Below are 13,215 nucleotides of genomic sequence, written 5' to 3' on the forward strand. Positions count from 1 at the left end.
GCTGCGTTCCCAGTCCGCAGTCAAAAATACCGCCCTCTGTCTCGATCAGGCACTCGCCCTTTCCGAGGGTAATGTCTTTCACAATCTCCACGGTTGCATTCGGCGCAGCCGCACCTGCAGAGATCTGCTTTTTCTGCATACTGACATAAGGGTAATCTTCTTTGGACACATGAATCAGAAAGCTTCTGTTATCCTCTGATTTCCGCATGGTAGTGGAGATCAGATAACACAGAACCTCCCGGTAGGAATGCAGGTCTACATGAAAAATATGTTCATAAATTCCGGTGATCGTGTCCACAAATTCAGGTTCCAGCTCGTCCAGCCGCTTCTGGTATTCTGCTTCCAGTCCCGCCGTTTTCTTCTGATATTCTGCTTCTCGTGCAGCCTCTGTACGATCCGCTTCCGCCTGTGCTTCCTGCTGTCCCTGTCTTCTGGCCGCTTCCTGTATGTCTGCCCGCTCTGCTTCCGCCTGTGATCTGGCATCCTGCAAAATACTTTCTGCCTGTGCCCTGGCATCTTCTACGATCTTCTGTGCTTCCGCCTCCGCATCTTCCTTAAGCTTCTGAAGATCTTCTCCTGCTTTGATCACATTGCCGGAAGGAGTGAAATCTGTTTTCTCTTCCTCCGGATCTGTCACCGGTGCTTCCACTTTGTCCGCTGCCAGGCCGGACACAAACCCCGTATTACTTTCCTTCTGCATTTTGGCAGACAGCTCCCTGATACGTTTTGCTACCAGTTCATTGGTATCTATCACTCTTGCATCGTCTTCCGAAAGCTTTGTAAATCCCTTTTTTAAAAGATTACTAGACAACGATCTCGTCACCTCCGCCTCTGGAAATGATGATCTCACCGGAATCCTCCAGCTTACGGATAATATTGACAATCTTCTGCTGTGCTTCTTCTACATCCTTCATACGTACAGGACCCATAAATTCCATATCTTCCTTGATCATAACCACCAAACGCTTGGACAGATTGTTGAAGATCGCATTCTGTACCTGCTCGTTGGCACCCTTCAGTGCCACTGCCAGATCATTATTGTCCACGTCACGCAGCACACGCTGAATTGCTTTGTCGTCCAGTAAAAGGATATCCTCGAACACAAACATTTTTTTGCGGATCTCGTCTGCCAGTTCCGGTTCTTCGATCTCCAGAGTCTCCATAATGTGTTTCTCGGTACCACGGTCTACCGTATTCAGAATATCTACCACTGCATCGACACCACCGATAATGGTGTAGTCCTGGTTCACCAGACTTGCCAGCTTGGATTCCAGTACCTTTTCCACTTCTTTGATAACATCGGGACTGGTACGGTCCATGACAGCAATACGTCTTGCCACTTCTGCCTGACTGTCGGGAGGCAGTGCAGATATGATCAATGCTGCCTGACTGGGAGACAGATAGGACAAAATCAGCGCGATGGTCTGCGGATGCTCATCCTGGATGAAGTTGATCAGCTGGCTGGCATCTGTCTTACGCACAAATTCGAAAGGCTTCACCTGCAGGGATGCAGTCAGTTTTCCGATAACATCCATCGCCTTGTCGGAACCCAATGCCTTTTCCAGCAGTTCTTTTGCATAGTTGATACCGCCCTCGGCAATATACTGCTGTGCCAGACACACCTCGTAGAATTCATTGATCACTTCTTCTTTTACCTGAGGTGTGACACTCCTGGTATTAGCAATCTCCAGTGTCAGTTCTTCAATTTCTTCTTCTTTTAGATGTTTAAAAATCCCGGCGGATCTCTCCGGTCCCAATGCGATCAGAAGAATTGCCGCTTTCTGCAATCCCGATATTCCGCCTTCTGCTTTTGTTCTTGCCATGTTTACTCCGTTTCCTAGTTCCAGTCTTCGTTCAGCCAGTTACGCAACAGCGCCGCTGCCGACTCCGGATTCTCATCTACGAATTTCTCAATCATTTTACGTGTCTCGGACTTAGATTCCACATCAATATCTTCCAGTTCTGTCTCAGGAGTGGACTGCAGCATATTCTCCACAGATACCTCCTCTTCCTGCTGTACTGTCTGTCTGGTACGCATACTGCGCAATACTACAAATACAAGTAATCCCAGGATCAGGACCAGCATAACCACACTGAGCACATTTTGCCAGCTGACCGGTGTGCTCTCCTTGTCATAAAAAATCGGACTTTCATAGGCAATGATCGTAATATTGCTCTCACTGATCCCCGTAGCATTGGCTACCAGACTGTACATATCGGAATCCACATCCAGTTTGGTATCCGCACTGTTCTGGGTTTTGTATTCGTCCCAGGTAGTACCATCCAAAAGTCCCTGTCTCTTGACATCCTCATAATGAATCTCTTTATAGGTAATTGCAGCAATGGATATGGAGGAATTGGTATAATTGATCCCTCCCGCCGGTGTCACCTTATCGGTAATGGACTCATTCGGCAGATAATCCCTGCTGGTCTCAGAAGTCGAGGAAGAGCTGTTATTGCTGTCCGGGGATACATAAGTGGTTTTCCCGCTTTCCCCATTGGAGGTGGTACCCGGAACACCTCCGCCATCATTGGTGTTCTCACTCTCATAAGTCTCCTCATGAGAAAGCATACCTTCATCTCTTCCGGAATTTGCATAATATTCTTTTACTGTCTCCTTATAATCGGAGAAATCCATACTCAGATGGCTGGTCACTGCCGCATCGTTATACTGCTTGGTTCCCAACAGCACCTTTTTTACCTGATTGGCGATCATGGATTCTGCCTGGTTCTGTAATTCCTGCATGGAATTGGCAATGCCTGCGGATGTGTAATCGTCACCGCCTGCAAACAGCAGATTGGAATCAGTATCCATAATGGTAATATTCGCCGTGGTATCATTCCGCAGCCATGTAGCAACACACTTTGCCAGCGCTGCTGCATTCGCGGATGTAAACGTACCATCCAGCTCCAGCTGGATGAATGCAGATGCTTCTTCGTTCTGTGCCGCCAGCGTTCCGTTATCCTTCGGGAAGCTTAAATGTACCTTAGCCGATTTTACAGCGCTCTGTGCCTCGATCGTCTGTGTAATATACTGCTCCAGATAGGAATTGTAGAGTCTCTCCTTATCGGTAGCGGTCGTAGACATGCTGTTCCCCAGATAATCATTCAGATTCAGGGCATCCGGTACATATCCGGCAGATCCGAGGGCCAGGTTAGCCGCACTCTGTTTGCTGCTCTCTACATCGATCTTCAGTCCGTCATTGGATTCTCTATGTGCGATCCCGGCACTGTCCAGCGTATCTATGATTTCTGACGCCTGTGCGGTAGTCTCGCAGGTAACCAATCGTACATACTGTGGTTTACTCATGACATACATGATGATCGCAAATGCAAAGATCACAACCGCAGCGGCTCCGATAATGATGCTCTTCTGTCTGGTTGTGAACTTATTCCACCATTCCAGTATTTTCGCAGGTATTTCTTTTAATTTGTCTGCCATTGCAGCTCTCTCCTCTTACGTCAAGTATAAAAAGGTATGATTTAGATCTGAATCTGCATCAATTCCTTGTAGGCTTCCATCACCTTATCGCGGATGGCTACGGTATACTGCAGAGCAGTGGAAGCCTTTCCCATAGCAATGGTCAGGTCATGCGTATTGTCCGTCTCGCCCAGTGCGAAGCGGATCTTCTCATTTTCGGCATCTGAGAGATAGCTGTTGGTCGTCTTCACATTGTCGATTGCTGTGTTGAGAAAAGTCTCGAACATCGTGCCTTCTGCCTTCTTCTCCTTCTCCGCAAGCATTCCTGTCAGAGAGGTGGGAGACACCGTGGCTGTTCCGTTTACATTATTTAAAGCAGTGATCGCAGAAATATCCATTTTATAAACCATATCCTTCCTTACGTCGTATATTCCGGTCCGTTATGCAATGGGCCGTTCTCCGGATCCGTCAGCTTACTGACCGATCTCCAGTCCTTTCAGTGCCATGGATTTGCTGGCATTAAACGCCGTGGAATTCGCCTCGTAAGACCTGCTGGCATCGATCAGATCCGTCATTTCCGTGACAATATTCACATTCGGATATGTCACATATCCATTCTCGTCCGCATCCGGATGGGAAGGGTCGTATACCATATTCATCTCCGTAGTGGTATCCTCGAAGATCTGGCTGACCTTCACACCGCTTCCGGAGTAGCCGCTGCTTACATTATGCAGCACCTGGCTGAAGGTCTGCTGCGGGTTCTTCTGCTGGAACGTAACGATTTTGCGGCGATACGGTGTACCATCCTCGGTTCTTGTGGTATTGGCATTGGCAACATTTTCGGAGATCACGTCCATACGCAGTCTCTGTGCTGTCAGTCCGGATGCCGTAACATCAAATGCTGAAAACATACTCATACGCTAATCCCTCACTTCATCACAGTCTGTAAATTGGTAAATTCCTGATTAATGCTGCTGATCAGTCCCTGGTATTTCAGCTGATTCTCTGCCAGCATCACATTTTCATTCTCGATATCCACATTATTGCCGTCCAGGCGGTAGGAATAATTGGCATAATCCACATACGCCCTGCCGCGGAGTCTGCTCAGATTGACATTGGCTACTTTATCATCCATGGACTGATAGCGATTATTGCCAAGAGCCTGCTGCAGTACCGACTCGAAAGCCACATCCTGTCTCTTATACCCCGGTGTATCTACATTGGCAATGTTATTGGAAATAGCTTCATTCCGTTGCCATGCAGCATCCGCGGCACGATTTAAAACATTAATATAATCAAACGCATTTGTCTGTATCATACTACCTCACATTCTACTGTTCCTTAAAAAATCGATTAAATCGCACAGGAACCGCTTCTACCATACCTACTCTACTTTATTATAAAGTATTTCGACAAAAACACAATACTAAAATTAAGAGAAGAGACTATTTTTCGCAATAGTCTCTTCTTCCTAATCTGTCGTTATTTTTGTACTTTTTACTTAATTTCTGCCATTCTGGCGCTTTAATTCTTCAATCTCATCAAACACGGCATCGTTCAATACCTTGATATACGTTCCCTTCATGCCGGAGGATCTGGACTCGATAACGCCGGCACTTTCAAACTTCCTTAAGGCATTGACAATGACGGATCTGGTAATGCCGACTCTGTCAGCGATCTTGCTCGCTACCAGGATTCCTTCCATACCGTTTAATTCATCAAAAATATGGGTAATGGCTTCCATCTCTGAGAATGACAGGGTGCTGACTGCGGATTTCACAACCGCTACCTTACGGCTCTCTTCCGCACTCTCTTCATTTACTGCCCGGAGCATTTCCAGTCCCACCACTGTAGTTCCATACTCGCAGAGAATAATATCATCGATGTCATACTGTTCGTCACACTTATAAATAAAGAGTGTTCCCAGCCTCTCACCGGCGATCTCGATGGGAGTGATGATTGCCTGGAACTTTCTCGTGTCGATATTCTCGAAACCAAGAGTCTCCAAGTTGACATTCTCCTTCGTGGACAACACACCAAGCAGTCTCTCATTTAACATCGGATCGATAAATCCGCCAATACTGTCATCCAAAAGCTCTGTGATGGGTTCGATTCCGTCGGATTTACCTACACCCAGCACCTTACCCTTCCTGCTGATCACCAGTACATTGGAATTCAGGATCTCACGCATTACCTTACAGATATCGCTGAATACCACTTTGCTGGAGTTATTATTGTGTAACAATTTACCGATCTTACGTGTTTTGTCCAACAATTGTACGCTACTCATCTATCTTCCTCCGTTTACACATACTACGAAACCACAAGATGTTATGCACATTGTAGCACATGTAATTTCAGATTACAATGGAAATAGCGCTAATTTATGAGAAAATTCTGACAGTATATAAAACTACTTCTCTTCCGTCGGTTTATTCTTCACATAACCGCATTGTTCGTCCATGCAGACCAGTTTGTTACCTTTTTCCAGCAGCAGCTTACCGCAGCGGGGGCATTTCTCTCCCGAAGGCTTCTGCCATACCATGAAATCACATTCCGGATTATCGATACAGCCGTAATATCTTCTGCCCTTCTTGGTCTTCTTCATAACAATATCTTTGCCGCACTTGGGACATGCCACGCCAATCTTCTCGAAATAAGGCTTGGTGTTGCGGCACTCAGGGAATCCGGGGCATGCCAGAAATCTGCCGTGAGGTCCGTATTTGATCACCATGCGTCTGCCGCACAGTTCACAGACTTCGTCGGATTCTTCATCCGCGATCGTCACCTCTGCCAGATCTTTCTCAGCTTTTTTCACTGCTGCATCCAGGTCCGGATAGAAGTTCTCCACAATGGTCTTCCACTTCACAGTGCCTTCTTCCACACCATCCAGCAAGGTCTCCATATTAGCGGTAAAATTTACATCCACGATGGCCGGAAATGCTTCCTTCATCATATGATTGACCACTTCACCCAGCTCCGTCACATAGATATTACGATTCTCCTTGGTAATATATCTTCTGGCGAGAATCGTGGTGATGGTAGGTGCATAGGTACTGGGACGTCCGATGCCCAGTTCTTCCAGGGCACGCACCAGACTTGCCTCGGTATAATGTGCGGGAGGTTGGGTAAAGTGCTGCTTCGGATCAAAATTTATAAATTCCAGTACACTGTTCTCATCCAGGTTGCCGCCCAGTACATTTTCCTCGTCCTTATCTTCCTCCTGGGTATAGACACTCATGAAACCATCAAAGCGCATTTTGGAGGCTGCCAGCGTAAAGATCTGATCCTTCGCCTGAATTTTCACTGAAGTCGTATCATACTGTGCTGCACTCATGCGGCTTGCTACAAAACGTTTCCAGATCAGCTGATACAGACGGAACAGATCTCTGGGCAGCTGTTCTTTGATGGCAATGGGCATACGGTTTAAATCCGTAGGACGGATGGCCTCGTGGGCATCCTGGATCTTCTGACCGTTCTTTTTTTCTGTATTTACGGCAGCCTTGTACTTTTCACCGTAATGTGCGTCGATGAACTGCGCAGCCTGTGCTTCCGCTTCTTCCGATACACGGGTGGAATCCGTACGTAAATAGGTGATCAGACCTACCGTACCTTCTCCCTTGATATCCACACCTTCGTATAACTGCTGTGCAAGACGCATGGTCTTCTGTGTGGAGAAATTCAGCACCTTGCTGGCTTCCTGCTGTAAGGTGGAGGTAGTAAAAGGAAGGGGTGCCTTCTTCACACGCTCGCCGTGTCGAACTTCCTTCACTTCGTATTTGGCACCCTTCAGGGAATTCATGATCTCATCAGCTTCTTCCTTGCTGCCGATCCCCTGCTTTTTCTCCGTAGTTCCGTAATATTTTGCACAGATGGGCTTCTTCTCGCCCTTTACCTTCAGATTCACATCCAGGGACCAGTACTCCTCCGGAATGAAGGCATTGATCTCATCCTCTCTGTCGCAGATGATCCGCAGAGCCACAGACTGCACGCGGCCGGCACTTAAGCCTCTCTTGATCTTCGCCCACAGAATAGGGGAGATCCGATAGCCTACCACGCGGTCTAACACACGTCTCGCCTGCTGGGCATCCACCAGATTCATATCGATCTCTCTGGCATGCTTTAAGGATTCCTTCACCGCACTTTTGGTGATCTCGTTAAAGGTGATACGATATACTTTTTTATCTTCCAGTTTCAAGGCATAGTATAAATGCCAGGAAATGGCCTCTCCCTCACGGTCCGGGTCGGTTGCGAGATAGATCTTCTCTGCCTTCTTCACTTCCTTACGCAAGGATGCCAGCAGATCTCCCTTGCCGCGGATCGTAATGTATTTCGGTTCATAGTCATGTTCCACATCAATTCCCAGCTGACTCTTGGGCAGGTCCCTCACATGCCCCTGGCTGGCCATAACCTCATAATTCGCTCCCAAAAATTTTTTGATTGTCTTCACCTTCGCCGGTGACTCTACAATTACTAAATATTTTGCCATATATGCTCCCATCCATCCGTTTTCGCGGATATACGGCTTTCGGTTCCCGCCTCTTTGCCGCTTTTTCCCCATGATTTGAGTAATCGTGAACCACTATACAACAAAAAAATGGGAATGGCAAGAAAAATTTATAAAAAAAAGAGCCAAAAAGCAATCATTTCTGCTCTTTGACACTTTTCAGGGTTGGGCTATTCTATGAAAGAATAAGCAGCTGATAGGGGAATCGAACCCCTGTTTTCGCCGTGAGAGGGCGACGTCTTAACCGCTTGACCAATCAGCCATAGGTTACTTACGAACCTTGTTCAGTATAATACATTAATTTGAAAATTGCAAGTATTTTTTGAAAAATTTCTACAATTTTCAAAGAGCAGCTGATAGGGGAATCGAACCCCTGTTTTCGCCGTGAGAGGGCGACGTCTTAACCGCTTGACCAATCAGCCAAAAAAACCGTACTTGCATAGTATAATGGAGTTGTCGAAAAAATGCAAGTACTTTTTTCAAAAATTTTAGGAACGTTCTGTCCCCAGCGCAAAAGCTCAGTGCCCGGACCATTCGCAAAAGCGTCTGCTGCGCAGCCGGCGCCGCTTGCGCGGCTCATCTTTTACTTCATGGATCGGGCGCTCCGCTCATACCGTGTGGAACACGCTGCTTTGTACGCAAGCGTCCACGCAGTGTGTTCTGCACGGTATGGCTGAGCTGTTACACCAGATCAAATATACTGATCTGATTGGACTCGGGCAGGTCTCCTAATAATCCTAACGAATCCATAAGGTCAATTATCGTCTTGGAAACCTTAGTTCTTTGACGAAAATCATCTTTGGAGAGGAACGGACCGTCCTTGGCAGCTTCCACAATAGCATCTGCCGCCTTCTCTCCCAGTCCGTCGATACTGTTTAAGGACGGCATTAATTTTCCATCCACGATCTGGAACGATCTGGACTGTGCACGGAAGATGTCGATGGGTTCAAATTCGAAGCCTCTTGCATACATCTCCTGCACAATACGCATATCACCCATAGCATCTTTTTCCTTATTAGAAAGAGTATCCTGTCGTTTTTTGTACTCTGCCATCACGCTCTCCAAGTGCCTCTGCCCCTGACACATGATCTCATAGGAAAATGCCTTGGCGCGGATACTGAAAAACGCACCGTAATAAGCTAACGGATAATGGATCTTGCAATAAGCGATACGCCATGCCATCATAACGTACGCCGCCGCATGTGCCTTCGGGAACATATACTCGATCTTCTGGCAGGATTCGATATACCACTGGGGTACGTCATGCGCCAGCATATCCGCTTTCCACTCTTCCCACATGGCACATTTTCCCTTCGCCACCATACCCTTACGTACTGCCTCCATGATCTTGAAGGACTTCTCCGACTCCACGCCCATCTGGATCAGATACAGCATGATATCATCACGGGTACAGATCGCCGTGGAAATAGTCGCCACGCCGCTCATGATCAGATCCTGCGCATTGCCCAGCCATACGTTGGTACCGTGGGACAGACCGGAGATACGCACCAGATCGGAAAACGCCTTGGGTTTCGCATCAATAACCATCTGCATAGCGAAGTCTGTACCGAACTCCGGAATGCCTAATGCTCCTAACTTTGTTCCACCGATCTGTTCCGGGGTGATGCCTAACGCGTCCGTGTTCTGGAACAGACTCATAACATCCTGTCCATCCAGCGGGATCGTCAAGGGATCTCTCCCCGTCAGATCCTGCAGCATACGGATCATGGTAGGATCATCGTGTCCCAGAATATCCAGTTTCAACAGGTTATGGTCGATGGAATGGTAGTCAAAGTGTGTGGTTATGGTATCCGTGGTCATATCATTCGCCGGATGCTGTACCGGGGTGAAGGAGTTAATATCCTGCCCCAGAGGCAATACAACAATACCGCCGGGATGCTGACCGGTACTTCGCCGCACTCCGGTACATCCGGAAGCGATACGGTCGATCTCGCTGGTCCGCTTATGAATGCCACGTTCTTCAAAATAATTCTTCACATAACCGAAAGCAGTCTTGTCCGCCAGGGTTGCAATGGTTCCGGCACGGAAAGTCTGTCCTGCGCCGAAGATAACCTCCGTGTATTTATGCGCCTTGGACTGGTACTCACCGGAGAAGTTCAGGTCGATATCCGGCTCCTTATCTCCCTTGAATCCCAGGAACGTCTCGAAAGGAATATCAAAGCCATCCTTATGAAGCTTCTCTCCACACACCGGGCAGACCTTGTCCGGCATATCGATTCCCGCTTTACCGGCGTAGGCTTTGACCTCTTCACTGTCGAAATCCACATAATGACACTTGCTGCAATAATAATGGGGACTTAAGGGATTGACCTCCGTGATTCCCGCCATAGTCGCCACAAAGGAGCTTCCTACGGATCCACGGGAACCTACCAGGTATCCATCCTCCACTGACTTCCATACCAGCTTCTGCGCAATGATGTACATTACGGCAAATCCGTTTTTGATAATGGAGTTCAATTCCTTCTCCAGTCTTGCCTCTACGATCTGTGGCAGATTGGGTCCATAGATCTCATGGGCCCTGTTGTAACAGATCTCCGTCAGTGTCTTATCACTGTCCGGAATGACCGGGGGACACTTGTCCGGGCGCACCGGTGCAATGGTCTCGATCATATCCGCGATCATATTCGTATTGGTAATGACGATCTCTTCCGCCTTATCACTGCCCAGATAGGAGAACTCTTCCAGCATTTCTTCTGTGGTATGTAAAAAAAGCGGTGCCTGTTCATCCGCATCATCAAATCCTCGGCCCGCCATAATAATACGACGGTATACTTCATCCTCGGGATCCAGAAAATGTACATCACAGGTAGCCACTACGGGCTTGTGGAACTGTTCTCCCAGTTCCACGATCCTGCGGTTGATATTCTGGATATCCTCTATGGAATTGACCGTCCGGATTTTCTCCGAAGCGATCATGAACTTATTGTTGCCACAGGGCTGGATCTCCAGGTAATCATAGAATTTTACCAGCCTGGCGATCTGCGCATCCGACTGTCCGTCCAGCAGGGCACGGTACAGCTCTCCCGCTTCGCAGGCACTTCCCAGGATCAGACCCTCTCTGTATTTCAGGATCAGGCTCTTGGGAATCCGGGGATGCTTGTTGAAATAGGTCAGATGTGACTGGGACACCAACCGGTAGAGGTTGATGCGCCCCAGATCATTTTTTGCTAAAATAATGGCATGGTAGGAGGGCATTTTTTTCACAGCATCCACACTGGATGCCCCCAGTGCATTGACTTCCGTCAGATTATGGATATCCTGCTCCTCGAGCATTTTCATAAATTTCACAAAAATATGTGCCGTACACTCCGCATCATCCACGGCCCGGTGATGATTCTCCAGGGATATCCCCAAAGTCTTCGCCACCGCATCCAGGGTATGCTTTGACTGATTCTTCAACAGTACTCTGGAGATGCCCACGGTATCCACATAGGTAAACTCCTGCGGATATCCCAGCCTTCTGCAGTTCTCCATAATGAAGCTCATATCGAAGCCGGCATTGTGTGCCACCATGATACAGCCCTCACAAAACTGCAAAAATTGCGGCAGAATCACATCGATCTGCGGAGAGTCCATGACATCCTCATCCCGGATACTTGTCAGCTTCTCGATTTCAAAAGGAATGGGCACATCCGGATTGACAAAAGTGGAAAAACGATCCACGATCTCTCCGCCGGACACCTTGACCGCACCGATCTCAATGATCCGGTTATTCACGGGGGAGAATCCTGTGGTCTCGATATCGAACACCACATAATCCTCGTGCAGACTCTGCCCCTTATCATTGGTCACGATCTCCTTCAGATCATCCACCAGGTATGCCTCTACTCCATAGATAATTTTGAAAAAGTCCTGCTTGTCCGGATTCTCGTCTCCGGCTTCTTTTCGCTTGCCCTTTTCCGCTTTCCACAGATCGTCCCAGACATGATTGGCATCGGTAAAACTCTGTACCACGCCGTGATCTGTGATGGCGATGGCACGATGTCCCCATTTATAGGCACGTTTTACGATATCTTTTGCCTCTGAGACACCATCCATATCACTCATTTTGGTATGGCAGTGCAGCTCCACACGTTTTCGGGCGGAAGTATCCATTCTTGTATTGGTAAAATCAGGGATCTTCTTGATCCCCGCGATGGAGCCGATTGCCAGTTCATGGTCAAACTTATCCATCATACAGATTCCCTTTACCTTTAAAAAGGCTCCCGGCTTAATATCCCCGGTCACTTCCTTCACCTGTTCCGTACGCACGAACATTTTGATAGTCATGGTATCGGTAAAATCGGACATATTGAAGATAATGATGGTCTTTTCATTCTTAATATCCCTGGTATCCACAGACAGTACTTTTCCGCGGATGGTCACTTCCCCCATATCACCGATCAATTCCTCGATCTTCATGGCTTCCTCTTCAAAATCTCTGCCGTAGATCACATCGGGATTGTCCGATCTCTTCAGGGCACCCTTTTCAAAACTGCCGCCCTTACGAAACTCTCCTTTTTTGAATTCTCCGCGTTTGAACTCGCCACGGCCGCCACTTTGGAAACTCTTGGTCACGCCACCTGCCGGTTCGCTTTTTGCCTTGCCGGAATTGTCTGTCTTTTTCACCTCCGGGCTCTGTGTATTTTCCTGCTCTGTGTCCTGCGCAGGCGCTGTGCTGTCCACAGCCTCTTCCTTCCTGCCTCTGGTGCGGCTGTAGATGGCATCTACCTTCATGCGGATCTTAGCTTCCTCTTCCTCTTTGAATCTTCCGGCCTCTTTTTCCACATAGGCTGCATGGAGCTTCACAGAGAATCCACAGCGTTCCACCAGTATCTTCTCAAGGATCTGTAATATCTCTCCTTCCATACTGCGGTTCAGCACCGTATCCTCCATCGTTATCAGCATTTCATTGTCCGCAGGATACTCGATTCTGGCCGTCTTCAGGGCGTTGTACTGGATATGACTGTATTCCCGAAATTCCTCCAGAATACTTTCCTTATAGATATCCATCAGCTTTTCCGGATTGTATTGGGAAGAAAGTTCAAATTTTTCGTATATTTTTACCGTCAGGTTGGCATCCGGAAACAACTGCTTTTTAATCTCCTGTTCCGCGGTCCAGATATCTGCTTTCTGAATCAGACGGGTACTTTTTAAATACACCCGAAGAAAGTCTCTGCGCTTTGTCGCCGAGACTCTCTCTACTTCTGTCTGACCCATCAGGTCATGAATATCCGTATGCAACTGTAAATTCGGAAATACTTCAAAAAAAGGTTTACTCATCTAT

General features: G+C 47.7%; 8 protein-coding genes, 2 tRNA genes and 1 pseudogene. All 11 read right to left on the bottom strand.

What is annotated here, in order from left to right:
* Nucleotides 1-52: 52 nt before the first annotated feature.
* Nucleotides 53-700, bottom strand: a pseudogene (locus H9Q77_RS09515) (hypothetical protein); the annotation flags it as partial.
* Nucleotides 701-803: 103 nt separating this feature from the next.
* Nucleotides 804-1,823: a flagellar motor switch protein FliG gene (gene fliG, locus H9Q77_RS09520; protein WP_022153894.1), complete on the bottom strand. Its 1,020-nt coding sequence runs from the start codon at nucleotides 1,821-1,823 to the stop codon at nucleotides 804-806.
* A gap of 14 nt (nucleotides 1,824-1,837) precedes the next feature.
* A complete protein-coding gene (locus tag H9Q77_RS09525; RefSeq protein WP_148445610.1) occupies nucleotides 1,838-3,442 on the bottom strand; it encodes a flagellar M-ring protein FliF C-terminal domain-containing protein in 1,605 nt (534 codons plus the stop codon).
* A gap of 41 nt (nucleotides 3,443-3,483) precedes the next feature.
* On the bottom strand, nucleotides 3,484-3,831 hold the full coding sequence (fliE, locus tag H9Q77_RS09530; protein ID WP_022153892.1) for a flagellar hook-basal body complex protein FliE: 348 nt from the start codon (nucleotides 3,829-3,831) through the stop codon (nucleotides 3,484-3,486).
* Nucleotides 3,832-3,894: 63 nt separating this feature from the next.
* On the bottom strand, nucleotides 3,895-4,338 hold the full coding sequence (gene flgC / locus H9Q77_RS09535) for a flagellar basal body rod protein FlgC (RefSeq protein ID WP_022153891.1): 444 nt from the start codon (nucleotides 4,336-4,338) through the stop codon (nucleotides 3,895-3,897).
* An 11-nt stretch (nucleotides 4,339-4,349) separates the two neighbouring features.
* Nucleotides 4,350-4,739 carry a flagellar basal body rod protein FlgB gene (flgB, locus tag H9Q77_RS09540; RefSeq protein ID WP_022153890.1) on the bottom strand — a complete coding sequence of 130 codons (390 nt, stop codon included), beginning with the start codon at nucleotides 4,737-4,739 and terminating at the stop codon, nucleotides 4,350-4,352.
* 183 nt (nucleotides 4,740-4,922) lie between these two features.
* Entirely contained in the window at nucleotides 4,923-5,711 is a 789-nt protein-coding gene (codY, locus tag H9Q77_RS09545) for a GTP-sensing pleiotropic transcriptional regulator CodY (RefSeq protein WP_118546103.1), read from the bottom strand.
* 123 nt (nucleotides 5,712-5,834) lie between these two features.
* Nucleotides 5,835-7,910: a type I DNA topoisomerase gene (gene topA, locus H9Q77_RS09550; protein WP_118692305.1), complete on the bottom strand. Its 2,076-nt coding sequence runs from the start codon at nucleotides 7,908-7,910 to the stop codon at nucleotides 5,835-5,837.
* Between the two features lie 208 nt (nucleotides 7,911-8,118).
* Nucleotides 8,119-8,190 (bottom strand) — tRNA-Glu (locus H9Q77_RS09555).
* Between the two features lie 88 nt (nucleotides 8,191-8,278).
* Nucleotides 8,279-8,350: transfer RNA gene (locus tag H9Q77_RS09560), tRNA-Glu, on the bottom strand.
* Nucleotides 8,351-8,609: 259 nt separating this feature from the next.
* Complete coding sequence (locus H9Q77_RS09565) at nucleotides 8,610-13,211, bottom strand: PolC-type DNA polymerase III (protein WP_249325324.1); 4,602 nt, start codon at nucleotides 13,209-13,211, stop codon at nucleotides 8,610-8,612.
* Between the last annotated feature and the right edge of the window lie 4 nt (nucleotides 13,212-13,215).

Source organism: Simiaoa sunii, assembly GCF_014337175.1.
In the GTDB taxonomy this organism is placed as follows: Bacteria; Bacillota; Clostridia; order Lachnospirales; family Lachnospiraceae; genus Acetatifactor; species Acetatifactor intestinalis.

Bases quoted from the DNA above. Each gene is read 5' to 3' on its own strand.
- fliG (WP_022153894.1), bottom strand. From the start codon at position 1,823: ATGGCAAGAACAAAAGCAGAAGGCGGAATATCGGGATTGCAGAAAGCG.
- H9Q77_RS09525 (WP_148445610.1), bottom strand. From the start codon at position 3,442: ATGGCAGACAAATTAAAAGAAATACCTGCGAAAATACTGGAATGGTGG.
- fliE (WP_022153892.1), bottom strand. From the start codon at position 3,831: ATGGTTTATAAAATGGATATTTCTGCGATCACTGCTTTAAATAATGTA.
- flgC (WP_022153891.1), bottom strand. From the start codon at position 4,338: ATGAGTATGTTTTCAGCATTTGATGTTACGGCATCCGGACTGACAGCA.
- flgB (WP_022153890.1), bottom strand. From the start codon at position 4,739: ATGATACAGACAAATGCGTTTGATTATATTAATGTTTTAAATCGTGCC.
- codY (WP_118546103.1), bottom strand. From the start codon at position 5,711: ATGAGTAGCGTACAATTGTTGGACAAAACACGTAAGATCGGTAAATTG.
- topA (WP_118692305.1), bottom strand. From the start codon at position 7,910: ATGGCAAAATATTTAGTAATTGTAGAGTCACCGGCGAAGGTGAAGACA.
- H9Q77_RS09565 (WP_249325324.1), bottom strand. From the start codon at position 13,211: ATGAGTAAACCTTTTTTTGAAGTATTTCCGAATTTACAGTTGCATACG.